Origin of the sequence: Plantactinospora sp. B24E8 (genome assembly GCF_039871735.1) — a bacterium.
GTDB lineage: Bacteria > Actinomycetota > Actinomycetes > Mycobacteriales > Micromonosporaceae > Plantactinospora.
On the sequence record NZ_JBDPMH010000008.1, the window covers coordinates 1 to 22,904 of the forward strand.

The window sequence follows — 22,904 nt, forward strand, 5'->3', positions numbered from 1 at the left end:
TGGGAGGCCGCGGGCCGCACGGCGGCGGTGGGCGTCCGACGTCAGCGGGTCACCCTGGTCGGCGGCGGGTAGACGGATCCGTCCTGCGGGTCGAGCAGCAGCAGCCCGTGCTCACCGGCCAGCCGTTCGATGTCGAGCAGGACCTGGTCCGGGCAGGACTCGTCGAGGTTCATCTCCACGTGGTCCGGGGCGACGTGCAGCGGCGTCACCGCCCAGGGCGTCCGGGGGCCCGGCCGGTCCGGATAGCCGGCGGTCACCGCGCGGTAGAACGACAAGATCCTTGGCTCCGGGGCGCCGGCCACGTGGACGCCCTGCCGGCACCGGTTGTGGGCCGCCCGGACGTCCGCCGCCGAGGCGCCGTGCCGGAGGGCCCAAACGCTCAGATCAAAAGTCACGGTGGTACAGCGTGCCATCCCGGTGTCGGGTCGTTGCCGCATACCCGGCCGACACGCGGAACGGTGGCTCTTGCGGGGACTCACGTCCGGTCGATAGCGTATTGACGCGGATACCCGGCGAGTTCCTGGGCGTGGACTCGTCTTCGGGTGATGAGGCGTCGCGCCGGCCGGGTAGCCAGCACCCCCGTGTGCGCGAGCCACGCGCACTCGTCGCTGATCGGCCCCCGCGATCGTTGCCGAGACCGCGGGGGCCGATCGCGTCCGCCGGGGCGACCATCAGCCGGTGCGACCGGCGTCCGGGCAATCGTCGGCCGGTGCGACCGGCGTCCGGTCGCGCGCATGATTCACCCGGTCGCGGGGCATCCGGTGCCCGTCGGTCCCGGGTGGACGGTGGACGGTGGACGGTCAGCGTGGGGCGGCGAAGAGCACCCGGTAGCCGTCGCGGGTCGGAAACCAGTCGAGTCCGGCCTGGCCGGCGGCGTAGAGTGCGGTGGCGTACCCGTCGGCGACGGTCAGGTCGGGGCCGGTCACGGTCGCCGCGGCCAGACGGTTCGCCGGCTCACCCGTGTGCGGGTCGACCACGTGGTCACGCCGGCCGGCGACGCCGGAGGTGCCGACCGCACCCGAGGTGAGTTCCAGCAGCATCGGTGGGCGGGCGCCGTCGGTCGGGTGGTGCACCGCGATCCGCCACGGTCCGCCGTGCGGCGCGTGTCCCCGTACCGTGAGGTCGGCTCCGCTGACCACGGCGTAGTTCCCGACACCGGCGGCGCGCAACCGGGCCGCCGCCCGTTCGACCGCCCAGCCGCCCAGCAGCCCACCGGGGTCGAAGCCGCCGGGGACCGCCCAGGCGTCGAACCAGCCGTCGGTCGCGGCCCGCATCGCCGCGCAGCGCGCCACGATGTCGGCCAACGGCGGGTACGCCTCGGCGGAGACCTCACCCCGGCGGAGCCGGGAGACCAGGCTCGCCGGCCGGGCCGGACTGTAGGTGAGGTCGATCGCCCGCAGTTCGGCGACCGCGTCCTGGAGTGCGTCACTGATCTCCCGCCGGTCGACCACACCGGCGCCGTTCAGGATCATCGTGTACTCACCGATCGAGGTCTGCACGGTGTGCCGGGCCACCACCCGGTCGGTCAGCGTCGCGCCGGGTCGTTCATGGCGTCGGCCGACCCCGAGCCGTAGGTCCGGCCGGCCGCGCCCGCCGAGCGGGGCCGGAAGACCGTTACGGCGGCGTTGGTCACGGCCGCGTCCACCACCGCCCGGGACCCGCATGTTCGCCCCCTGGAACCGCATCTTCCCCCCTGGATACCAGCTCGGCCGGCCCCCTGGCGGTCCTGCGTCGACCGGCCCCGCCGGGCCCCTGCGGCTCACCATAGGCAGCGAAGATGGTTGCCCCATGAGTGCTTCCTGAGAAGGTCCTGTGCGCAGGAATTCTCAGAATGTGAGAGCGTCGTACCGGGAGCCGGGACGGTACCTTAACGTTCCCTAGACACGTACGAGGCAGCGAAGGAGCTGGACAGTGGCGGTGGCCCGGATCGCGGTGGTGGCTGGTGACGGCATCGGGCCGGAGGTGGTCGCGCAGGCCCGCAAGGTGATCGACGCGGTGCTGCCCGGCGTCGAGGCCACCGAGTACGACCTCGGCGCGGCGCGTTACCACCGGACCGGCGAGGTGCTGCCCGACTCCGTACTCGCCGAACTCGCGGAGCACGACGCGATCCTGCTCGGCGCGGTCGGCGACCCCACGGTGCCGCCGGGCGTCCTGGAGCGCGGCCTGCTGCTCAAGCTCCGCTTCGACTTCGACCAGTACGTCAACCTCCGGCCCGCCCGACTCTGGCCGGGCACCACCGGCCCGCTGGCGAGCGTGAAGCCGGGTGAGATCGACCTGGTGGTGGTCCGGGAGGGCACCGAGGGGCTCTACGCCGGCGCCGGCGGCACCCTGCACCGGGACACCCCCGCCGAGGTCGCCACCGAGGAGAGCCTGAACACCCGGCACGGCGTCGAGCGGGTGATCCGGGACGCCTTCGCCCGCGCCGCCCGCCGGGAACGCCGCAAGGTCACCCTGGTGCACAAGACGAACGTGCTGGCCAACGCCGGTTCGCTCTGGTCCCGGACGTTCGCCGCGGTCGCCGCCGAGCACCCGGACATCGAGACCGAGTACCAGCACGTCGACGCCGCCGCGATGTTCCTGGTCACCCAGCCCCAGCGGTACGACGTGGTGGTCACCGACAACCTGTTCGGCGACATCCTCACCGACATCGCCGCCGCGGTCACCGGCGGGATCGGTCTGGCCGCCAGCGGCAGCATCAACCCGGAACGGACCCGCCCGTCGATGTTCGAGCCGGTGCACGGCTCCGCCCCGGACATCGCCGGCCAGGGCGTGGCCGACCCGGCCGCGGCGGTGCTCTCCGCCGCGCTGCTCCTCGACCACCTCGGCCACCCCGAGGAGGCCCGTCGAGTAACCGAGGCGGTCGCCGCCGAACTGGCGTCCCGTACCCCGGGCACGCCGCGGCGTACCGCCGACATCGGAGACCGGCTCGCCGCGCACGCGTCGGCCTGACCCGTCACCCACGTCCGGGCCGAGCCGGCGTACCCGTCGTCCGGCCCGAGCCGGCGGGTGTCGACGGCCCTCGGCCGGCACCGCAAACCGCCGTTCGCTGACGGATCTGGGTGAACGTGCGCCTGGTGCGGGGTGGCCGGACGACCAGAGGGTCGAGGTGAACGACCGTTCGGGGTAAGTTTCAGGCACAATTCCACTCCGGCACGCCAGCCCGGGTGCCCGGATTCCTTCCTTGGAGGTCAACGCGATGAGCGGTGGTGACAAGCTCGACTTCGAGATCCGTCCGAATCCTCAGCCGGTAGCCGCCGCCGAGCGCGAGGCGCTCATGGCCAATCCGGGATTCGGCCGGGTCTTCACCGACCACATGGTCACGATCCGGTACGCCGACGGAAAGGGCTGGTACGACGCCCGGGTGGAGGCGCGGGCGCCGATCCCGATGGACCCGGCGAGCGCGGTACTGCACTACGCCCAGGAGATCTTCGAGGGGTTAAAGGCGTACCACGCCGTCGACGGCGGGGTGACGATGTTCCGGCCGGACGCCAACGCCGCCCGGTTCGCCGAGTCGGCCCGCCGGATGGCCATGCCGGCCCTGCCGGAGCAGGCGTTCCTCGACTCGCTGCGGCACCTGATCGAGATCGACCGGGCCTGGCTGCCCACCTCCGACGAGGGCAGCCTCTACCTGCGGCCGTTCATGTTCGCCAACGAGGTCTTCCTCGGGGTGCGCCCGGCCCGGGAGTACCTCTACGCGGTGATCGCCTCGCCGGTCGGGTCGTACTTCTCCGGCGGGGTGAAGCCGGTGGCGGTCTGGGTGTCGCCGACGTACACCCGGGCGGCGCCGGGCGGCACCGGCGCGGCGAAGTGCGGCGGTAACTACGCCGCGTCGCTGGCTGCCCAGGCCGAGGGGGCCGAACACGGCTGTGAGCAGGTCGTCTTCCTCGACGCCGTCCAGCGGCGGTACGTCGACGAGCTGGGCGGCATGAACATCTTCTTCGTCTACGACGACGGCACGCTTGTCACACCGCCGCTCGGCGGCACGATCCTGCCCGGCATCACCCGGGACGCCCTGATCACCCTGGCGCAGCAGCAGGGACGGGCCGTGGTCGAGCGGCCGGTGGCGTTCGACGAGTGGCGGGCCGACGCGGCCAGCGGACGGCTCCGGGAGGTTTTCGCCTGCGGCACCGCCGCCGTGATCACCCCGATCGGCCAGGTGCGGTTCCCGGACGGCGAGTTCACCATGGCCGACGGCAACCCGGGCGAGGTCACCATGGGCCTGCGCCAGCAGCTGCTGGACATCCAGCGTGGGCGGGCCGAGGACGTCAACGGCTGGATCCACCACATCGCCTGACCGGCGCCGACTCCCGGTGGCCCGCGGTCCGGCCCGACGACCGGACGGCGGGCCACCGGCCTGCGGCGGGGTGGTCGTTCAGCCACGGCGGGTCACCGGTTTGTGGCGCGCGCCTGTCGTGGGTGGGCGAGAGGTCAGCTGAGCAGGTGGGCGCGGAGCGCGTCGATCCGCTCCGGGGCGAGGCCGGCGCCGGTCAGATACCGCGCGACCGAGCCGTGCCGTTCGCGTAGTTCGGTGAGGAAGATCTGGATGGCCTCGGCCGGGCAGGCCAGGAACGGTGCCGGCACCGGGGTCCCCTCGGGCAGCGTGGTGGCGACCCACCTGCTGAACCGGGCCGAGGCCTCGGCGCTGAGCGCGTAGTCCGCCGCGATCTGCTCGTCGGCCACCCCGAGCAGGGAGAGGGTCAGGGCGCAGACCACGCCGGTGCGGTCCTTGCCAGCCACGCAGTGCACCAGCACCGGGGCGGCGTCGGCGTCGGCGATCACCCCGACCGCGTCGGCCAGCCCGGCGGCTCCGGTCTCGGCCAGGTCCCGGTACCGGTCGGCCAGGTAGCGGGCCAGCCCGAGTTCCTCGACGTACGCGGTCTCCTCCCAGAGCGCGTGCTCGGGGTGGATGTGCCGGTAGACCAGGCCCGGATGGTCCGGCACCCGACCGTCGCGGTGCACCTCGGAGGGGCGTCGCAGGTCGAGCACGGTACGGACACCGAGGGCGCGGAACGCCGTACGGTCGAGGTCGTCCAGCCGGTGGAGCGAGTCGGAGCGGTACAACCGCCCTCGGTGGACCGTACGACCGTCGTCCCCGGGGACACCACCGACGTCCCGGAAGTTGAAGAGCGTGCTGAAGGAAGCCGTAGGTGGTGCCGGTGCCACGTCCACGCCGATCACCCTAGCGCGGTCGGCAAGGGGCCCTGCCGATCCGGAGAACGGACCGGCAGGGCCCCGCTGCTTCGTACCGTCAGAGCGCGCGGCCCGGCGGGATCGTCCAGCCGGTGGCGCCGTACGTGCCGCCGTAGTAGCTACCGATCTTGTCCCGGTACGTCGGGTCCTCGTGACCGGTGTCGTCGAACTCCGGAGCGGCCTTGATCTGGTCCTTGCTCCGGTCGACGTACACCTTCCGGTCGTCGTGGTCGACGTGGTTCACCACGCCGGCCGGCAGCATGACCTTCTTGCCGAAGATCCACGGGCCGGTGTCGACGACGAGGTAGCTGGCATCCACCTCGTGGCTGGCGCTGTCGATCTTGCCGATGCCGCCGTCGGTCGCCTCGACCTTGTAGCCGACCAGGTCGGCGCCGGTCACCCCGGCATCGTCCCGGTAACGCCACGGGTCGAACTCGCCCGACGGCGCGCCGCCCAGGACCGCTCCGCCCGGGTCGGGCGCCAACGGATCCGTCGCGTACCGCTGCTCGGTCGGGTACTGCTGCGGGGGCTGCTCGGTCGGGTACTGCTGCGGGGTCGACTGAGGATCGAGCCTGTCCATGGGCAGTCACTCCTCTTCTCGACTGTTCGAGGTTGTTCTCCCTGTCCCGGAAGGTCGTACCCAGTCGGCTTGATCGACACACCACCGGTTCCGACACCACGGTCGGTCCCGGCATGTGGATTTTCCCTCCCAGATACTCGACAAGGTGGCAGAGTACGTTGCGTGACCTGCTCCGCACTCATTATTGGCAGCTAGCGCGCCGGCATCCTTCTCCGCCGAGCGCGCAGACCTCCCGCATCCGCGGGGGGTCATTTTGTTTGTCGGGCCGAACACGGTCCGCCGGGCGCAACGGTGCCCGCCGGACCGGAGGCGGGTTCGCGCCGGGGGCGACGGAGCAGGGGCTGCGCCACATCCGAAGGGAATCAGATGACGTACCAGGTCTACGACACGACGCTGCGGGACGGGGCGCAGCGTGAGGGGATCAGCTACTCGGTCGTCGACAAGCTGGCGGTGGCCCGGCTGCTCGACGAGTTCGGAGTCGGCTTCATCGAGGGCGGCTGGCCGGGGGCGATGCCGAAGGACACCGAGTTCTTCCGGCGGGCCCGTACCGAACTCGACCTGAAGCACGCCATCCTGGTCGCCTTCGGCGCGACCCGTAAGGCCGGCCTCGACGTCGCCGCCGATCCGCAGGTACGCGCACTGCTCGACGCCGAGACCCCGGCGGTCTGCCTGGTCGCCAAGTCCGACCTCCGGCACGTCGAACGGGCGTTGCGGACCACCGCCGGGGAGAACCTGGCGATGGTCCGGGACAGCGTGAAGCACTTCGCCGCCGAGGGACGCCGGGTCTTCATCGACTGTGAGCACTTCTTCGACGGGTTCCGCCATGATCCGTCGTACACCTCGGCGGTGGTCGAGACGGCGCTGGAGGCCGGCGCGGAGGTCGTGGTCCTCTGCGACACCAACGGCGGGATGCTGCCGTCCCAGGTGACGGCGGCGATCGGCGACCTGACCGAGCGGCTCGGCGTCCCACCGGCCCGGCTCGGCATCCACACCCAGAACGACACCGGCTGCGCGGTGGCCAACACGATCGCCGCGGTCGAGGCCGGGGTACGCCACTTCCAGGGCACCGCCAACGGCTACGGCGAACGGCCCGGCAACGCCGACCTCTTCGCGGTGGTCGGCAACCTGCAACTCAAGCTCGGGCTGCCTGTCCTACCGGACGGCTGCCTGGAACAGATGGTGCGCGTCTCGCACGCCATCGCAGAGATCGCGAACATCGCCCCCGACACCCACCAGGCCTACGTCGGGGCCGCCGCCTTCGCCCACAAGGCGGGGCTGCACGCGAGTGCGATCAAGGTGGATCCGCTGCTCTACAACCACGTGGACCCCGCGGTGGTGGGGAACGACATGCGGATCCTGGTGACGGAGATGGCCGGCCGGGCCAGCATCGAGCTGAAGAGCCGCGAGCTGGGACTGGATCTGGCCGGCCATCCCGACGCCGCCGCCCGGGTGACGAAGCGGGTGAAGGAACTGGAGGCCGGTGGTTGGTCGTTCGAGGCCGCTGACGCCTCGTTCGAACTGCTGGTCCGTAGCGAGCTGCCCGGGCAGGGCCCGGTCCGGCCGTTCGCGCTGGAGTCGTACCGGGTGCTGGTCGAGCACCGGGAGGACGGCGCGGTGGTCTCGGAGGCGACCGTCAAACTCCGGGTACGCGGCGAGCGGGTGATCGCCACGGCGGAGGGGAACGGCCCGGTCAACGCCCTGGACGAGGCGCTGCGGGTGGCGCTGCTCCGGCACTATCCGGAACTGCGCGGGTTCGAGCTCGCCGACTACAAGGTGCGGATCCTGGAGGGGAGCCACGGCACCGGGGCGATCACCCGGGTCCTGGTGGAGACGGCCGACAACGGGGGCCGGGACTGGACCACCGTCGGCGTACACCCGAACGTGGTGGAGGCGAGCTGGCACGCCCTGGTCGACGCCCTCACCTACGGTGTCGCCCGGACGGTCGCGGAGGTGTAGGCGGCAGGCGGCCCTGTGGACGGCCCCGTTCCCGGTTTTCGGCCGGTGAACGGGGCCGTTTTCCCGTACCGCTCGGGAACGCGAACGAAAAGTGAGATCCGAACCGAGATTCGCATTTTCGACGCTTGTCCGTCGCCTGTTGTCATCGGTTTCTCGGGCCCCTCGACCGGGTGATACCGCTATTGACCTGCGGGTTTGCTGAATGCTATGTTCCCTCATGGTTGTTGAGTGGCCACTCTGAGTAGTAACCGCTGGTAAATGTGATGACGGTCGGCGCCGATCGTACGTTCTCCAGCGGCCCTATCCCTGCACCGATCATTCAACTCAGTGCTCGCCAGTCCGACGGAAGACAACGTGGCCAAACCCTGTCGAATCACGGGGGAAAAGCTGCTGTCAATTTCGACCGGACTGGGCGTGAGCGTGCCGGAGCGGTCACAGGACAACGCCGTCGCAGGCAAGACCATCACCATTTCGGTCACAAGGAAAGAGATGACGTCATGGCCAAGAAGTTCGGGCGCAAGTCCATCCTGCTCGTCGTCGGAGCACTTGCGCTGACCCTCGTGGGCGGCAGCATCGCGGTCGCCGCACCGGGCGGCGGCGTCGATCCGTCCGCCGTCCGGGTCAACGGCAAGGTGGTCCAGCAGCCACCGGTCACCCAGGCCGACATCGACGCGGCGAAGGCCGCGGCGGCGAAGGCCGGCACCCAGGCGTCGAGCGCGCAGCTCTTCGCGGTGGTCAGCGCCAACGGCGGTCTGGTCCGCGGCAGCCAGGCCGTCTCGGTCACCCTGGTCGGCCTGGGGCAGTACCAGGTGGTCTTCAACACGCCGGTGGACACCGGCGCGTTCGTCGCCACCATCGGGCTGACCGGCAGCGTCGGGGTCTCGCCCTCCGGCCTGATCTCCGTGGTCGGCCGGACCAACCTGGCCCAGGGGGTCTTCGTGCAGACCTGGAACGCCGCCAACCAGCCGGCGAACCGGAGCTTCCACCTCGCGGTGTTCCTTCCCTGACCCTGGTTTGACCACCGCCGGCCTCCGCGTCCGCCACGACGCGGAGGCCGGCGGCCGCAGGGAAGAGGCCCTATCGTGTCGCCGGAGCGGTGGCCGACGGCCCGGAAGAGCCCCTTCCGGGCCGTCGGGCGCCCCTCACCGGCCGCCAGGCGCGGGAAGGGTCAACTCGGCCAGCACCGGGCGGTGGTCCGAGCCGGGCAGCGGGAAGACGGCCACCCGTCGTACCCCGATCCGCCGGTCCACCAGCACGTGGTCGATGGTCACCGGCGGGATCAGGTCGCCGTCGTACGGGCCCCAGGTGCCGATGAGCCCGGACCCGACCGTGGCGGCGGCGTCGACGTACCCGGTGTCGAGCAGTGTCCGCAGCGGCTGGTGGTCGAGCGTGGCGTTGAAGTCCCCGGCCAGGATCCGCAGCGGCCCGTCCGGCGTCGCCGGCGGCTGCGCCGCCAGGTCGGTGCGCCACAACACAATGGTGCGCAGCGCGAAGGGCGCCATCGGGTGGACCGACTCGACCAGCACCGGTGGCCCGCCGTCCGGCCGGACTGTGCCGTACGCCTGGGTGAAGCCGCCGTGGTTGTGCCGCGTCCCGACATCGGCCAGCGGAAGCCGCGAGTAGAGCGCCGAACCGGTCGTGCCCACCTCGGGATTGACCTGCCGGTGCGGCAGCAGGTCGGCCAGGCCGAGCCGGTCCAGCGCCGCCTCCGCGCCCGGGGTGAACTCCTGCAGCGCCAGCACGTCGACCCGGTGGGTCCGGACCAGGTCGACCAGCGGTTCCGGCGCGGCGGCTCCGGCCAGCAGGTTCGCGGTCAGCACCCGCAGCCGTGGCCCGTCGGCGGCCGGTGCCCCGTCGGCCAGCGCCCGGGGCGCGACCAGGCCCAGCAGCACGATCGCACAGAGTGCCGCGACGCCCGCCGCCCACCAGCGCCGCACGGCGAGGGTCAGCCCGAGCAGCGGCAACGTCCACGCCGCCACGTACGGGGTGAAGGCCAGCAGCTGCACCAGGGGTCCCCGGTCCAGCCCGCCGACCCGGACCACCACCCAGCCGAGCGTCGGTACGACGAACAGCCAGCACAGTCCGGTCAGCCACCGGCCGCCGGGGCGCCCGGGACGGGTCGACGGTTCGGGACCGGGGTCGATCGCGAGATCCACGCTCATGTCGGCAGGCTAGCCGTCGACTGTGGAGGACCTGTGGAGAAGCCGTACGCGGACGGCGGCCGGCTCGGCCCGAGTCGGCCCGACGGCGGGCGGCCCGGGTCGGCTCGGGTCGACGGCGGGCGGCTCGGCCCGGCCCGACGGCGGGCGGTCAGGACCGGGCGAGCACCCCGGTCAGCGCGTCGTAGCGGTGGATGGTCGTCCGGTGGGGCGCGGTCGAGCCGGTCCGGCGGACCTGCACCACCAGTACGCCGAGCTTGACGTCGTCCCGGGTGGCGAACGAACGCCACGGCGTACCGTCGCGCAGGACGTCGACGCCGTCGCCGAAGTGCCCGTCCGGGGCGACGATCGAGTAACGCGGACCGTTCGGGGCGACCAGGTCCAGCCCGCCGTCCGCCCGGATGGTGAGGGTGAGGACCGGGTTGCCGGCGGCGTCGCGGATCCGGGCCGGCTCGCCCGCCCGGAACGCCTGTCGGCCCTGCCCCTGGACGTCCATGCCGTTGTAGAAGGTGCGACCCCGCTCGTCGACCCAGAGGTGCGGTACGTGTGCCCGGGGCGCGGACCGGTCCCGCCCGGGGTAGTAGGCCAGGTGCCAGTGCGGTGGATTGTCCGGGTGCAGCGGGTTGTTGGTCTCGAAGCCCATCAGGGAGAAGAAGTGTCCCCGGCGGCGGGCCTCGGCGATCAGCCCCGAATCCCGCAACACCGCCTCGGCGGCGACCATCCAGTTGACCACCGCGGCGGCCTGTGGCGCCGGCCACGGCACGTCGGCCCAGGGCCCGGCCGCCCGGTCCGGGTCGTTGTGTTCGACCCGCCAGTGCAGTCCGCTCGCCGTCGAACGGCTGAGCACACTCCACACCTGGATCGTCGCCTGGTTGGCGTCCGGGGACGACGAGACGACCGGGAGCAGGAAACCCACCCGGTGCGGATCGTCGGTGAAGCGGCGTACCGGAAGTCGGGTGTCGGTGGCGACGACCGAACCGACGTACACGTCGGGCCAGTGGACCGTGACCGGGACGCCGTGTTCGGCCCGCGGCCCCTTGACGAAGGCGGTGAACTCGGCGCGGCTCGCCACCTGGTGCCGGGCTCCGGCGACCAGGGTGTAACCGGGCGGCAGGGAGAACCGGGGGGTGCTCGGCTGGCCGGGAACCGCCCGGACGATCCGTACCCCCGCGTAGTGCGGCGCGGGACTGTTGTCCGGGGCCGCCGCGGCGGGGGTGCCGAACCGGCCGTCCCCGGCCACGCCGAACACCGCCGCGTCGACCGCCGTCGTGCCGATTCCGCCGACCAGTGCCGCGACCAGCAGTGCCGCCAGCGATCGTCGGATCCGCACCGGCGCCTCCCCGTTTCGACCGTCCCCGACCCCGGTGACGGTTTTGCCGTACCCGATTCTATTGGGACGGTCGAGGTGACCCGGTAGCTCTGTGCCGGGATGGACCGGCACCCGGGGGACCGGCCAGGTTTGTCGGGAACGAGGCCGGGAAGCCCGCACCGTGACGGACATGTCAGACACCGTGACCAGCCGCCCCAGGCCGGTCGAGAACGAGTCGGCCGGACCGGAGTTGGAGCAGGCGCTCTTCGAGGTCAAACGCGTCATCGTCGGACAGGACCGGCTGGTCGAGCGGCTCTTCACCGCGTTGCTCGCCGACGGGCACTGCCTGCTGGAGGGCGTACCGGGAGTGGCCAAGACCCTCGCCGCGCAGACCCTCGCCACCACCGTCGGCGGCAGCTTCTCCCGGATCCAGTTCACTCCGGACCTGGTGCCGTCGGACATCGTCGGCACCCGGATCTACCGGGCGTCCTCGGAGAGCTTCGACGTCGAACTCGGGCCCGTGATGGCGAACCTGGTCCTCGCCGACGAGATCAACCGGGCGCCGGCGAAGGTACAGTCCGCGCTGCTGGAGGCGATGGCCGAGCGGCAGGTCTCCATCGGCGGGCGCAGCTATCCGGTCCCGGAACCGTTCCTCGTGCTGGCCACCCAGAACCCGATCGAGTCGGAGGGGGTCTACCAGCTTCCCGAGGCGCAACGTGACCGGTTCCTGATGAAGGTGCTGGTCGACTATCCGAACGACGTCGACGAACTCGCCATCCTCTACCGGATGAGTGCGGAGCGGCCCCGGGCCCGTCAGGTCCTCGACCCGGACCGGCTGCGGGCGTTGCAGGAGCGGGCCGCCGGGGTCTTCGTCCACCACGCCCTCGCCGAGTACGTCGTCCGGCTGATCCTCGCCACCCGGGATCCCGCCCGGTTCGGCGTGCCGGACGTGGCGCCGTACCTGGCGTACGGGGCGAGTCCCCGGGCCACCCTCGGACTGGTCGCCGCCGCCCGGGCCCAGGCCCTGCTCCGCGGCCGGGACTACGTGCTCCCCGACGACGTACGGGAACTGGCCCCGGACGTCATCTCGCACCGACTGGTCCTCTCCTTCGACGCGGTCGCCGACGGGGTGCCCGCCGACTTCGTGGTACGTCGACTCGTCGACGCCGTGCCCCCACCCCGGATCGCGCCGAGCCGGGGCGAGCCGCACCGGGCCAACCTGGCGGTCGCGTGATCCGCCGACTCCACCGCGCCGGTCGGCGTACGGCACCCGCACCCCCGGCCGACGGTCGGAGCTGGCCGGGCCCGGGGGAGCCGACGCTGCGACAGTTGGCGCCCGAACAGCGCCTGCGCCGGCTGGAACTGCTGGTCACCCGCCGGCTCGACGGGCTGCTGCACGGCCAGTACCTGGGGTTGCTGCCCGGTCCGGGCAGCGAGTTCGCCGGCAGCCGGGAGTACCGCCCGGGTGAGGACGAGGTACGTCGGATGGACTGGGCGGTGACCGCCCGGACCACACTGCCGCACGTCAAGGAGGTCGACGCCGACCGGGAACTCTCCACCTGGCTGCTGGTCGACTCGACGCCGAGCATGGACTTCGGCACCGCCGAGCTGGAGAAGCGCGAACTCGCCGTCGCGGCGGTCGCGGCGGTCGGCTTCCTGACCGCCGGGATCGGCAACCGACTCGGCGCGTACCTGCTGGACGGGACCGGGCTGCGGCGGGTGCCGGCCCGCAGCGGCCGGGCGCACCTACTCGGCCTGCTCGGCACGCTGCTCGCCGCCCCGCGCGGCGAGGCCGGCGGTTACCCGCAGCCGCTCGCCGAGGCGGTCACCGCCCTGCACCGGGCCGCTCCGAAGCGGGGCCTGGTGGTGGTCGTCTCCGACTTCCTCGACGGCCTGCCGGACGACAGCACCGGTACGCCGGCCTGGGAGGTGCCGATCCGCCGCCTCGCCGCCCGGCACCAGGTGCTCGCGGTCGAGGTCGTCGACCCGCGCGAACTGGAGCTTCCGGACGTCGGTGTGATCACCCTGGTCGACCCGGAGACCGGGCGCCGCCGGGAGGTCGCCACCTCCGACCGGCGGCTCCGCCGACGGTTCGCCGAGGCCGCCGCCCGGCAGTCCGACCTGGTCCGGCACGCGTTGCGCCGCAGCGGCGCCGCCCACCTGCCGCTGCGTACCGACCGGGACTGGACCGCGGACATCGTCCGCCACGTCCACCTCCAGCGTCGACTCGCCGGCGCGCCCCGGGCCCCGGCCCGTCCGGCGGCGCCGAGGGGAGCGGCATGAGCGAGCGGAGCGAGGAGATGACGTGAGCGAGCGAGTCGGCTGGTCGAAGGGGGAGGCATGAGCTGGGAGTCGCCGGAGCGGCTACTGCTGCTCCTCGGGGTGCTGGGGCTCGGCATCTGGTACGTCTTCCTCCAGCGGCGTCGCAGCCGGTACGCCGTACGGTTCACCAACCTGCGGTTGCTGGACCGGGTCGCTCCGGACCGGCCGAACTGGCGACGCCACCTGCCGGCGGGACTCTTCCTGGTCATGCTGGGGCTGCTCGTCGTCGGCTTCGCCCGACCGCAGGCCGACGTACGGGTGCCGAGGGAACGGGCCACCGTGATGGTGGCGGTCGACGTCTCCACCTCGATGCTCGCCACCGACGTGGACCCGGACCGGCTGGCGGCGGCGAAGGGGGCGGCCCACCGGTTCGTCGACAGTCTCCCCGACGAGTTCAACGTCGGGCTGGTCGCCTTCGCCGGCAGCGCGGCGGTGCTGGTGCCGCCGGGAACCGACCGTTCGACGCTGCACGCCGGGATCCGGCGGCTCGCCGAGGGGAGCACCGGGGTGCAGGGGACCGCGATCGGCGAGGCGATCGGCGCCTCGTTGGAGGCGATCCGGACGTTCGACGTACCGGGGGCGCAGGACCCGCCGCCGGCCCGGATCGTGCTGCTCTCCGACGGAGCGAACACCTCCGGGCGGGATCCGATGAGCGCGGCGGACGAGGCGGTGCAGGACGGCGTACCGGTGCACACCATCTCGTTCGGCACCCCGTCGGGGTACGTGGCCCGGGGCGGTCGGCCGATCCGGGTGCCGGTCGACGGCCAGACCCTGCGGGCCGTCGCCGAGCAGACCAAGGGCGGGTACCACGAGGCGGGCAGTAGCGAGGAGTTGCGGGCCGTCTACGAGGACATCGGCACCTCGGTCGGCTACCGGACCGAGAAGCAGGACATCTCCGCCCGGTTCATCGGCATCGGGCTGCTGTTCGCCCTGGCGGCCGCGGGCGGCTCGATGCTCTGGTTCTCCCGGTTGCCGTGACCACCGCCGGCGCATCCGGTGGATCCGACGAGCTGTCGAGTTGCCTGACCCGACGAGGAGCGAGCTGACGAGGAGTGAGTCATGGCAGTGCAGACCGGGCTCGGTGAACCCCGCGGCCCATGGTTCATCTCACCGGATCTCGGCCCGAACGGGCGGCCCGGCGGCGTACCCGAGGGGTCGTTCGACCCGACCAGGCCGCCGAATCGGCGGCGCTGGCTGCTCGCCGCGCTCACCGTGGTCGCCCTCGCCATCGTCTCCGGCGGGCTCGCCGGCGGCTACGTCGCCAGCCGGGAACTGCCGGGCGAGCAGACGAAGGCCCAGGCTGCCGTACCGGCCGACCTGGTCGCCGCCGCCGCGCAGGTGGTCCCGGGCGTGGTGTCGGTGATGGTGGCCGGCGGCGGGAAGTCCGCCGGCGGATCCGGCTTCGCCCTCGACGACCTGCACCACGTCGTCACCAACGACCACATCGTGGCCCGGGGTGGCGGCGGGGAGAGCGGCGGCGCGGTGATGGTGGAGACCTCGGACGGACGGCAGTTCCCGGCCCGACTCGTCGGCCGGGACTCCCGCAGCGACATCGCGGTGCTCCGGGTGCCACCAGCCGCCAACCTGACCGCACTGGTGCTGGCCAAACCGGGCACCACCCGGGTCGGCGAGCCGGTGTTGGCGGTCGGCTCCCCGCTCGGGCTGAACGGCACGGTCACCGCCGGGATCGTCAGCGCCCTAGACCGTGAGGTCCGGCTCGGCAACAACCGGCACACGGCGGTGCAGACCGACGCCTCGATCAATCCCGGCAACTCCGGCGGACCGTTGGTCAACGCCCGTGGCGAGGTGGTCGGGGTGAACACCGCGATCGCCACCATCGACGGCAGCGGGTCGATCGGGATCGGGTTCGCCATCCCGATCGAGCAGGTGCAGCACACCGCGGACACCATCATCGGCAAGGGCGGCTGAACGCCGTACGGTGACCACATGGTTGTGACCATCCGACCGGGCCTCGTCATCCCGGACGCCGAGCTGAACTGGCGGTTCTCCCGGTCCAGCGGGCCGGGCGGGCAGGGCGTGAACACCACCGACTCCCGGGCCGAGCTCTCCTTCGACGTGGCCCGGTCGGCGGTGCTGCCGGAGCGGCTGCGGACCCGGGCGGTGGAGCGGCTCGGCGACCGGCTGGTCGACGGCGTGCTGACCGTCACCGCCTCGGAGCACCGGGCCCAACTGCGCAACCGGGAGGCGGCCCAGGCCCGGATGGCCGCCCTGCTGGCCGACGCGATCGCGCCACCGCCGCCGCCCCGGCGGGCGACCAAGCCGAGCCGGGGCGCGAAGGAACGGCGGCTGGCCGACAAGAAACGTCGGGGACAGATCAAGCAGATGCGTCGCGGGGACGCCGACTGACCCCGGGCGCCCTCAGCTCAGGGCGGTCAGCGCCAGGTCGACGTCGTGTTCGGTGCTGTAGAGGTGGAACGAGGCGCGGACCCGACCGGCCCGGACCGCCGCCCGGACTCCGGCGGCGGCCAGCCGCTCCGCCGCGTCCGGCACGTCGACGGTGACGATCGCACTGTCGCCGGGCGGCTGGCCGAGCCCGGTGCGGAACCGGTTCGCCAGTCGTACGTTGTGCTCGTACACCGCCGGCAGGCCGATCTCGACGAGCAGTTCCATCGCCGGTGCCGCGCCGACGAAACAGAACCAGGCGGGGGAGAGGTCGAACCGGCGGGCGTCGTCGGCGAGCCGCAGCGGCGGCCCGTAGTACGCGGCGTGCGGGTCCTGCCCGGCGTACCAGTTGGCGGCGTGCGGGACCATCCGCTCGCGGATCCGGGCGGAGAGGTAGCCGAAGGCGGCGCCGCGCGGTGCCATCAACCACTTGTACGCCCCGACCGCGACCACGTCGGCCCGGCCCGCCTCGAACGGCAACCAGCCACAGGCCTGGGTGGCGTCGACCACCACCAGCGCGTCGTGCGCCTCGGCGGCGGCCAGGACGTCCGCGTACCGGGCGATCCGGCCGTCGGCGGACTGCACCAGGCTGAACGCCACCAGGTCGGTGCGCCTGTCGACCGCGTCGGCGAGGTCGTCGAGGGGGACGGTTCGGACCCGTACCCCGCGTCCGGTCTGGGCCAGCCAGGGGAAGAGGTTCGAGGTGAACTCGACCTCCGGCACCAGGACGGTGGCACCGGCCGGCAGGGCCGCCGCGACCGGGGCGAGCAGCTGGGAGACGGTGGCACCGACGGTGACGTCGGTCGCCGCCACCCGGAGCAGGGCGGCGAAGGCGGCCCGGGACCGCCGGGTCGAGGCGTCCCAGCCCTCCCACGAGGTACGGCCGGCCCGCCAGTCGTCGAGCGCGTTCTGTAAGGCGTCCCAGGCCGGCCGGGGCGGCAGCCCGTAGCTCGCGGTGTTCAGCCAGCCCGGCTCCGGGTCCCAGAGGTCCTGCGCCGTCCCGAGATCCATCGGGCCAGGGTAGTTCGGGTGGTCGGGCAGGGCTTGCCCGGTCAGCCGAGGGCGCTGAGCAGGCGGGTACGCAGCAGGGCGGCCCGCTCGGCGAAGCCGCGCTGCGCGGCGGCGTACTCGGCCCGGCCTTCCGGGGTCTCGATCCGTACCGGCGGATAGCCGAGATCGGCGAGGTCGTACGGCGAGGCCCGCATGTCGAGGGTGCGGATCTGTCTCGCCAACTCGAAGCAGTCGGCGACGAGCTCCGACGGAATCAGGGGCGAGAGTTTGTAGGACCATTTGTAGAGATCCATGTTCGCGTGCAAACAGCCGGGCTGCTCGAAGGCGTGCTGGGTTTCCCGGGTCGGGACGAGCAGGTTCAGCGGCCGGGCCGGTGCGGTGAAGAACCGGTACGCGTCGAAGTGGCTGCACCGGATCCGGGCGTTCTCCACCACCTCGGCGGTCCGGTCCGGGTCCAGCCGCAGCGGCCAGGCGTTGTGCCGTACCTCCTCCTGGGTCTGCCGGTAGACCATCGCCCACTCGTGCATCCCGAAGCAGCCGAAGTGCCCGGGCCGCTGGGCGGTCCGGGTCAGCAGGGTACGGATCCACTCGACCGACTCGGCCCGCCGGGCGCGTACCGCCCCGGTGTCGAGGGTCAGCCCGGCGGGTCCGGCGGTGTAGTCGGCGCCGAACTCCGCCGGGTCGGCGTCGCGCAGCAGCACCCCGGCGCCCGGGTGCCAGCGGCGCAGTTGGGCCGGCCGGTGCGAGTAGTAGGTGAAGAGGAAGTCCTCGACGGGGTGTCGGACTCCGGCCCGGCGGCGGGCCAGGTGCGGGGTGAGCCACTCGTCGACGCGTCGTTCGTGGGCGGCCCGCCGGGCCTGCCAGTCGGCCGCGTCGAGCACGGCGGGCGTGCCGTGGGCGAGGGCGCTGGTCACCGGTCAAGGGTACGACCGGCTTCCGGCCATCCCGGCCGGTGGGGATCCGGCTCTCCCGGCCCGGCGGTGTCCGGTTTTCCCGGCCGGCGGGGGCGTCGTGCGCTAGGCGGGGCGGCGGTAGGCGCCGTGCCACCAGATCAGCGCGAGTTCGCGGGCGAAGGCCGGGTCGCCGCTGGTGTCGGGGCCGGTCGCCGCGACGTGTTCGGAGATGGCCCGGTCGCCGCCGAGCACGATGATCCGGGCGGCGTGCTCCGCGTCGAGGTCGGCGGGGACGGTGCCGGACTCCTGGTCGGCGGTCAGCAGCCGGACGGTGTTCTCGACGAACCGGTTGAGCGCGGCGGCCCAGAACTCCCGCACCGTCGGGTCGTACGACGCCACCTCGTTGAGCGCGGTGAGCACCGGCGCGTACTCGCGGTAGATCCCGACGATCTCGCCGAAGACCTCAGCCAGGCCTTGTGCGCCGGCCGTCGGGTTCCATTCGCCGGCGACGTCGAACGCGGTGGTCCGCATGGTGTTGGCAAGCCGCATCAGCAACTCGGACTTGTCCCGGAAGTGGGTGTAGAAGGTCGACCGGGCCACTCCCGCCTCGGTCGCGATCCGCTGTACTCCCAGGTCGGTGAAGCTCGTGCCCTGGGCGAGCAGGCGCTCCGTGGCGGCGAGGATCTGTGCCTCGACCAGGGCGTGGCGGGCAGGGTCGGGCGCACGGCGCCGGGTGACCGAAGGCATGTGCCGATCCTAGGGCGGCGGGTGGGACGAGCCGGCCGACCACGGTGCCGGCGCCCGGTCTGTCACTACCGGGGCACGTTGACGCTGACCCCGGCCGAGAAGACCGCGCTGCGCAGTTCGATCCGGTCGGGTGTGGTCGTCCCGGTCGGGGCGAAGACCACCGGCACGATCAGACGTTCCCCGGCGGGCAGCGGTTCGGCGAACGGGTCCCGGCCGGCGTTGGCGATCCGGGTGGCGGGTACGTCCGCGCCGACCCAGTCGCCGCCGGGCAGGTACGCCCGCTGGAGTTGGGCGTGCCAGCGCTGGCTCCTGTCCGTGACGTTGCGCACCCCGATGACCGCCTCACACCCCTGCGCGCCGGACGGGCAGCCCAACCGGTACACGGTGAACTCGAAGGCGCTCTCCCGCAGGCTGGTGCCCAGCGGTCCGGCCACCGTCCGGCCCACCCATGCCCCGCTGGACGGCTGTCGGTCGCCACTGATCGCGCTCACCTGGCTGGAACCGGTCCAGGCGGTGACGGTGGCCAGGGCGACGGCGGCCAGGGCGGCGATCCCGACCGCGGTCCAGGCGGGCGGTCGTTGTCGTCGTACGCCCTTGATCGGCGGCGACGTACGCGGTCGCGGTGCCCGTGCCGTCACCCGGCTCGGCGCCTCGACCGGCTCCTCCTCGGGCCGCTGATCCGTCGCCACCGTGTCGTCGGGCTCGTCCGTCGCCGGCTCGTCGTCGAAACCGGGCACCGGGGTACGGGGCGGGATCGCCGCCCGGCCGACGTACCGGGCACCACCGGCGATTCCCACCAGCCCACCCTCCTGACCGGCGCCGCTCCCCCGTTCCGCCGGGGCTGCCGCGTCTTTCCGGAGCACGTCGTCCCGGTCCGTGGCGTCCGAGCCCGGGGACGTGGTGTCCGAGCCCGGGGACGGAGCGTCCGAGCTTGGGGACGGGCCGCTCCGGTGGCCGGTCGTGGCCAGCACCTCGGCCGGGGCCGGGATCTTCGCGTCGCCCCGTACCCGGGCGGTGGCCCGGGCGATCGGTCGTCCCACCCGGCGGATGATCCGACTGTCCCGGGTGGTGGCGCGGCCGCTGCCGGTGTCGTCCGGTACGTCGCGGTTGACGTCCGCGGCGGCGCGGCGGCGGCGGAGCCGGCGGGCCCAGAACACCGCGGCGGCCACGCTGAGCAGCAGGAGCAGGCCGAGTCCGCCGCCCCACACGGTGGCGCCGCCCCACCAGGGGCCGGAGTCGGCCGATTCGGCCGCGACCCCGCCACCACCGGAGCCGCCCGCAGCGGCGCCGTCTGGGCGCCAGGTGGCGGTGGCGCAGTCGTACGGCAGGTTGCCGTTGGCGACGAACGCGCAGGCGGGGGCGCTGACGGCGGTGTTGCCGGGCGGCCTGGCGAGGGTGGTGTTCAGCGTCGCCACGGCCCGGGCGCCGAGCTGCACCTGCCAGACGACCTCGGTCCCGGTCCGGCCCGGGCCGGGTGGGCCGGCCTGTCCGCCCTCGCTGACACTGGCCGGGACGGTGCCCGGCGGCAGGTCCTGCCGCACGGTGGTCTTGACGGTGCCGTCCGTTTCGTTGGTCACCCGGATCTCGTAGCGTGGCGCACCCGTTCCGGAGCTGGCCATCGCGACGCTGATCGGTGGGGTGTCGGCGAGCGCGGGTGCGCCGGGCGTGGCGGTGGCGAACAGGCAACCGGCGAGCACCGCTCCGGCGGTGCGGAGTGGGGTCGATGCAGGCATCACGAGGACTCCTCCCATTTCTCCCGCTTCCGACGCTAGGCGGGCCGTCGCGCGGGACGGTGGGGAAGGAACGAATCGCTGACCGGGGACGCCACCTGCGGTATCGTGCGCCGCCGGCGGATAGATTGGCCGGGTGCGTATCGCTCGTTTCGCTCATGGAAAAGGAATGTCGTTCGGCGTCGTCGAGGGTGACCCGGACGCCGGCCCGGAAGGTTTGACGGTGGCCGAGATCGACGGTCATCCGTTCGGTCAGATCCGGTTCACCGGTGGTCGGTGGGCGCTGGCGGACGTCCGGCTGCTCTCGCCGATCCTGCCCAGCAAGGTGGTCTGCGTCGGCCGCAACTACGTGGAACACGCCGCGGAGCACGGGGCCGAGGTGCCGGCCGAGCCGCTGCTCTTCCTCAAGCCGTCCACCTCGGTGATCGGCCCCCGGGACGCGATCCGGTTGCCGTTGCAGTCGAAGCGGGTCGAGCACGAGGCCGAGCTGGCCGTCGTGATCGGCCCTCCCGGTGCCCGGCGGGCTGACCGGAACCAGGCCGCGCAGGCGATTTTCGGCTACACCTGCGCCAACGACGTGACCGCGCGGGACCTGCAGCGGTCGGACGGGCAGTGGACCCGGGCCAAGGGCTTCGACTCGTTCTGCCCGATCGGGCCGTGGATCACCACCGGGATCGACGTCAGCGACCTGGAGGTCCGCTGTGAGGTGGGTCGCAACGCCGACGAGATGGAGGTACGCCAGCTCGGGCGGACCAAGGACATGGTCTTCGACGTTCCGACCCTGGTGTCCTACATCTCACACGTGATGACGCTGCTTCCGGGTGACGTGGTGCTGACCGGAACGCCGGCGGGGGTTAGTCCGATCGTCGCGGGGGATACCGTCACGGTGCGTGTCGAAGGGGTTGGCGAACTGTCGAATCCGGTGGTCGCGCTGGACTGAGTTGTGGTGCCGGAGCGGGGCTTTCCGCCCCGGCACCCACCTGATTTGGTCTCCACCACCGGGTCCGGTAAAGTTCTCTTCCGGTGCGACAAGCACCGATGGGGTATGGGGTAATTGGCAGCCCAACTGATTCTGGTTCAGTTAGTCTAGGTTCGAGTCCTGGTACCCCAGCTTCCGATGCCCGAAAGGGTGTCGGCTGCTGGATCTGGTAGAGTTCAGCTCCGTTGGCCGCCAAGGTCAACAAGGGCTGGATCTGGTAGGGTTCAGCGCGGTCGACCGAGAGGTCGATGAAGGCAACAAAGGGAAGTTCCTGGCCCCGTCGTCTAGCGGCCTAGGACGCCGCCCTCTCAAGGCGGTAGCGCCGGTTCGAATCCGGTCGGGGCTACAGACAGCGGCCCGCGTCACCAACGGTGACGCGGGCCGTTTGCCGTCTCGGCGGACGTTCCGCCGGGCCGGCAGGGTTCCTGTCCGACCGGTCACCTCCGCCGGTCACCTCCGCCGGTCACCGCGCCGAGGCTGCGCCGGCCCGGGGCGCAGTCGGGGCGGTTCTCTCACTCGCTGCGGTTACCGCCTGAGCATGGCACACCGAGGCGGGACCGACCGGCGAAACGGAAGACTTCCGGCCAGGTCGGGCCAGCACAGGTCGGCACACGCCACGGCCGGCCAGGCCGGGCCGGGCCACGCAGCAAACGTCATCGCCAGACCGGCACACCCGCGCCAGGCCGGTCACCGGCCGGCGAGGTACTCACCGGCCGGTAGCGGCGGGAGTGGGTGGCGGTCGCCCGGCCCGGACCACCGCCTCCGGCCGGCGGCCATGGCTCACCACCGCCCCGGCCGGCGGCCATGGCTCACCACCGCCCCGGCCGGCGGCCATGGCTCACCACCGCCCCGGCCGGCGGCCATGGCTCACCACCGCCCCGGCCGGAGGGTACGGCTCACAGACCGGAGAGGCGTTGCCCGGCCCGGACCACCGCCATGGCGTGCCGGTCGCCGGGGCGACGGCCGAGACGCTCGATCGGGCCGGAGATGCTGATCGCCGCGATGACCCGGCCGGTCCGGTCCCGGATCGGGGCGGAGACGCTCGCCACACCCGCCTCCCGCTCGGCGACGCTCTGCGCCCAGCCACGCCGGCGTACCTCGGCCAGGGTGCGGCCGGTGAACTTGCAGCGGGGGAGCAGTGGCATGACCGCCTCCGGCGGCTCCCAGGCGAGCAGGATCTGCGCGGCCGAGCCGGCGGTCATCGGCAGCACCGAACCGACCGGCACGGTGTCCCGCAACCCACTGGCCCGCTCGGCGGCGGCGACGCAGATCCGTTCGTCCGCCCGGCGCAGATAGAGCTGGGCGCTCTCACCGGTGGCGTCCCGGAGCGCGGAGAGCAGCGGCTCGGCCGCGGTCAGCAGTACGTCCGGGGCGGCGTTCGCCAGCTCACCCAGACGAGGGCCGGGGCGCCACCGCCCCTGGGTGTCCCGGACCAGCATCCGGTGGATCTCCAGGGCCTGGGCCAGGCGATGTGCCGTGGCCCGGGGAAGCTTGGTGCGATCGACGAGTTCGGCCAGGCTGGCGCCATCGACGCAGGCCGCGAGGATGACCACCGCCTTGTCGAGAACGCCGACACCGCTCATACTGTGTCCCACAAGCCGAAACCTACCTCCCAGAATTTAGGA

21 protein-coding genes and 2 tRNA genes are annotated in these 22,904 nt (G+C 72.6%); 12 read left to right on the forward strand and 11 right to left on the reverse strand.

What is annotated here, in order from left to right; all coding sequences use genetic code 11:
- Nucleotides 1-41: 41 nt before the first annotated feature.
- Both ABGB21_RS14670 and ABGB21_RS14675 read right to left on the reverse strand, forming a co-directional pair.
- On the reverse strand, nt 42-395 hold the full coding sequence (locus ABGB21_RS14670) for a hypothetical protein (protein ID WP_347653756.1): 354 nt from the start codon (nt 393-395) through the stop codon (nt 42-44).
- Between the two features lie 405 nt (nt 396-800).
- Complete coding sequence (locus ABGB21_RS14675) at nt 801-1,664, reverse strand: FAD:protein FMN transferase (RefSeq protein WP_347653903.1); 864 nt, start codon at nt 1,662-1,664, stop codon at nt 801-803.
- 253 nt (nt 1,665-1,917) lie between these two features.
- Between ABGB21_RS14675 and ABGB21_RS14680 the strand changes: the two genes are divergently transcribed.
- Nucleotides 1,918-2,949: a 3-isopropylmalate dehydrogenase gene (locus ABGB21_RS14680; protein ID WP_347653904.1), complete on the forward strand. Its 1,032-nt coding sequence runs from the start codon at nt 1,918-1,920 to the stop codon at nt 2,947-2,949.
- 247 nt (nt 2,950-3,196) lie between these two features.
- Nucleotides 3,197-4,294 (forward strand): branched-chain amino acid aminotransferase, encoded by a 1,098-nt coding sequence (locus tag ABGB21_RS14685; protein WP_347653757.1) that lies wholly within the window; start codon nt 3,197-3,199, stop codon nt 4,292-4,294.
- 134 nt (nt 4,295-4,428) lie between these two features.
- On the opposite strand, the gene ABGB21_RS14690 is transcribed toward ABGB21_RS14685, so the two are convergent.
- Entirely contained in the window at nt 4,429-5,169 is a 741-nt protein-coding gene (locus ABGB21_RS14690; RefSeq protein WP_347653758.1) for a tyrosine-protein phosphatase, read from the reverse strand.
- A gap of 79 nt (nt 5,170-5,248) precedes the next feature.
- Nucleotides 5,249-5,674 (reverse strand): PRC-barrel domain-containing protein, encoded by a 426-nt coding sequence (locus tag ABGB21_RS14695; protein ID WP_347653905.1) that lies wholly within the window; start codon nt 5,672-5,674, stop codon nt 5,249-5,251.
- 462 nt (nt 5,675-6,136) lie between these two features.
- On the opposite strand from ABGB21_RS14695, the gene cimA reads away from it, so the two are divergent.
- Both cimA and ABGB21_RS14705 read left to right on the forward strand, forming a co-directional pair.
- Nucleotides 6,137-7,726 (forward strand): citramalate synthase, encoded by a 1,590-nt coding sequence (gene cimA, locus ABGB21_RS14700; protein ID WP_347653759.1) that lies wholly within the window; start codon nt 6,137-6,139, stop codon nt 7,724-7,726.
- 497 nt (nt 7,727-8,223) lie between these two features.
- Entirely contained in the window at nt 8,224-8,733 is a 510-nt protein-coding gene (locus tag ABGB21_RS14705; RefSeq protein ID WP_347653760.1) for a hypothetical protein, read from the forward strand.
- 135 nt (nt 8,734-8,868) lie between these two features.
- Here the strand turns inward: ABGB21_RS14705 and ABGB21_RS14710 are convergent, their stop codons facing one another.
- A complete protein-coding gene (locus tag ABGB21_RS14710; protein WP_347653761.1) occupies nt 8,869-9,888 on the reverse strand; it encodes an endonuclease/exonuclease/phosphatase family protein in 1,020 nt (339 codons plus the stop codon).
- Nucleotides 9,889-10,036: 148 nt separating this feature from the next.
- Nucleotides 10,037-11,215 (reverse strand): hypothetical protein, encoded by a 1,179-nt coding sequence (locus tag ABGB21_RS14715; RefSeq protein WP_347653762.1) that lies wholly within the window; start codon nt 11,213-11,215, stop codon nt 10,037-10,039.
- A gap of 160 nt (nt 11,216-11,375) precedes the next feature.
- Between ABGB21_RS14715 and ABGB21_RS14720 the strand changes: the two genes are divergently transcribed.
- The 5 genes from ABGB21_RS14720 (at nt 11,376) to arfB (ending at nt 15,883) form a co-directional block, all read left to right on the forward strand.
- Nucleotides 11,376-12,428 carry an AAA family ATPase gene (locus ABGB21_RS14720; protein WP_347653763.1) on the forward strand — a complete coding sequence of 351 codons (1,053 nt, stop codon included), beginning with the start codon at nt 11,376-11,378 and terminating at the stop codon, nt 12,426-12,428.
- Between the two features lie 86 nt (nt 12,429-12,514).
- Nucleotides 12,515-13,477, forward strand: a complete 963-nt coding sequence (locus ABGB21_RS14725) for a DUF58 domain-containing protein (RefSeq protein ID WP_347653906.1) — start codon at nt 12,515-12,517, stop codon at nt 13,475-13,477.
- Nucleotides 13,478-13,534: 57 nt separating this feature from the next.
- On the forward strand, nt 13,535-14,494 hold the full coding sequence (locus ABGB21_RS14730) for a VWA domain-containing protein (RefSeq protein WP_347653764.1): 960 nt from the start codon (nt 13,535-13,537) through the stop codon (nt 14,492-14,494).
- A gap of 81 nt (nt 14,495-14,575) precedes the next feature.
- On the forward strand, nt 14,576-15,445 hold the full coding sequence (locus ABGB21_RS14735) for a trypsin-like peptidase domain-containing protein (RefSeq protein ID WP_347653765.1): 870 nt from the start codon (nt 14,576-14,578) through the stop codon (nt 15,443-15,445).
- An 18-nt stretch (nt 15,446-15,463) separates the two neighbouring features.
- Complete coding sequence (gene arfB, locus ABGB21_RS14740) at nt 15,464-15,883, forward strand: alternative ribosome rescue aminoacyl-tRNA hydrolase ArfB (RefSeq protein WP_347653766.1); 420 nt, start codon at nt 15,464-15,466, stop codon at nt 15,881-15,883.
- 12 nt (nt 15,884-15,895) lie between these two features.
- On the opposite strand, the gene ABGB21_RS14745 is transcribed toward arfB, so the two are convergent.
- The 4 genes from ABGB21_RS14745 to ABGB21_RS14760 form a co-directional block, all read right to left on the reverse strand.
- Nucleotides 15,896-16,930, reverse strand: coding sequence for an aminotransferase class V-fold PLP-dependent enzyme (locus ABGB21_RS14745; RefSeq protein WP_347678180.1), 1,035 nt, complete (start codon nt 16,928-16,930; stop codon nt 15,896-15,898).
- Between the two features lie 41 nt (nt 16,931-16,971).
- Nucleotides 16,972-17,844 (reverse strand): 3-methyladenine DNA glycosylase, encoded by an 873-nt coding sequence (locus ABGB21_RS14750; RefSeq protein ID WP_347653768.1) that lies wholly within the window; start codon nt 17,842-17,844, stop codon nt 16,972-16,974.
- A 102-nt stretch (nt 17,845-17,946) separates the two neighbouring features.
- Nucleotides 17,947-18,570, reverse strand: coding sequence for a TetR/AcrR family transcriptional regulator (locus ABGB21_RS14755; protein ID WP_347678182.1), 624 nt, complete (start codon nt 18,568-18,570; stop codon nt 17,947-17,949).
- 65 nt (nt 18,571-18,635) lie between these two features.
- Entirely contained in the window at nt 18,636-20,303 is a 1,668-nt protein-coding gene (locus tag ABGB21_RS14760) for a hypothetical protein (protein ID WP_347678184.1), read from the reverse strand.
- Between the two features lie 133 nt (nt 20,304-20,436).
- On the opposite strand from ABGB21_RS14760, the gene ABGB21_RS14765 reads away from it, so the two are divergent.
- The 3 genes from ABGB21_RS14765 to ABGB21_RS14775 all read left to right on the forward strand — a co-directional run bounded on the left by ABGB21_RS14765 (nt 20,437) and on the right by ABGB21_RS14775 (nt 21,625).
- Nucleotides 20,437-21,240, forward strand: a complete 804-nt coding sequence (locus tag ABGB21_RS14765; RefSeq protein WP_347653771.1) for a fumarylacetoacetate hydrolase family protein — start codon at nt 20,437-20,439, stop codon at nt 21,238-21,240.
- 99 nt (nt 21,241-21,339) lie between these two features.
- Nucleotides 21,340-21,411, forward strand: a tRNA-Gln gene (locus ABGB21_RS14770).
- A 141-nt stretch (nt 21,412-21,552) separates the two neighbouring features.
- Nucleotides 21,553-21,625: transfer RNA gene (locus ABGB21_RS14775), tRNA-Glu, on the forward strand.
- Nucleotides 21,626-22,175: 550 nt separating this feature from the next.
- On the opposite strand, the gene ABGB21_RS14780 is transcribed toward ABGB21_RS14775, so the two are convergent.
- Entirely contained in the window at nt 22,176-22,862 is a 687-nt protein-coding gene (locus tag ABGB21_RS14780; protein ID WP_347653772.1) for an IclR family transcriptional regulator, read from the reverse strand.
- Between the last annotated feature and the right edge of the window lie 42 nt (nt 22,863-22,904).

Excerpts from the sequence above, each read along its gene's own strand:
- ABGB21_RS14675 (WP_347653903.1), bottom strand. The coding sequence starts at position 1,664 with ATGCGGGTCCCGGGCGGTGGTGGACGCGGCCGTGACCAACGCCGCCGT.
- ABGB21_RS14685 (WP_347653757.1), top strand. The coding sequence starts at position 3,197 with ATGAGCGGTGGTGACAAGCTCGACTTCGAGATCCGTCCGAATCCTCAG.
- cimA (WP_347653759.1), top strand. The coding sequence starts at position 6,137 with ATGACGTACCAGGTCTACGACACGACGCTGCGGGACGGGGCGCAGCGT.
- ABGB21_RS14705 (WP_347653760.1), top strand. The coding sequence starts at position 8,224 with ATGGCCAAGAAGTTCGGGCGCAAGTCCATCCTGCTCGTCGTCGGAGCA.
- ABGB21_RS14710 (WP_347653761.1), bottom strand. The coding sequence starts at position 9,888 with ATGAGCGTGGATCTCGCGATCGACCCCGGTCCCGAACCGTCGACCCGT.
- ABGB21_RS14730 (WP_347653764.1), top strand. The coding sequence starts at position 13,535 with ATGAGCTGGGAGTCGCCGGAGCGGCTACTGCTGCTCCTCGGGGTGCTG.
- ABGB21_RS14735 (WP_347653765.1), top strand. The coding sequence starts at position 14,576 with ATGGCAGTGCAGACCGGGCTCGGTGAACCCCGCGGCCCATGGTTCATC.
- arfB (WP_347653766.1), top strand. The coding sequence starts at position 15,464 with ATGGTTGTGACCATCCGACCGGGCCTCGTCATCCCGGACGCCGAGCTG.
- ABGB21_RS14745 (WP_347678180.1), bottom strand. The coding sequence starts at position 16,930 with ATGGATCTCGGGACGGCGCAGGACCTCTGGGACCCGGAGCCGGGCTGG.
- ABGB21_RS14755 (WP_347678182.1), bottom strand. The coding sequence starts at position 18,570 with ATGCCTTCGGTCACCCGGCGCCGTGCGCCCGACCCTGCCCGCCACGCC.
- ABGB21_RS14760 (WP_347678184.1), bottom strand. The coding sequence starts at position 20,303 with ATGCCTGCATCGACCCCACTCCGCACCGCCGGAGCGGTGCTCGCCGGT.
- ABGB21_RS14780 (WP_347653772.1), bottom strand. The coding sequence starts at position 22,862 with ATGAGCGGTGTCGGCGTTCTCGACAAGGCGGTGGTCATCCTCGCGGCC.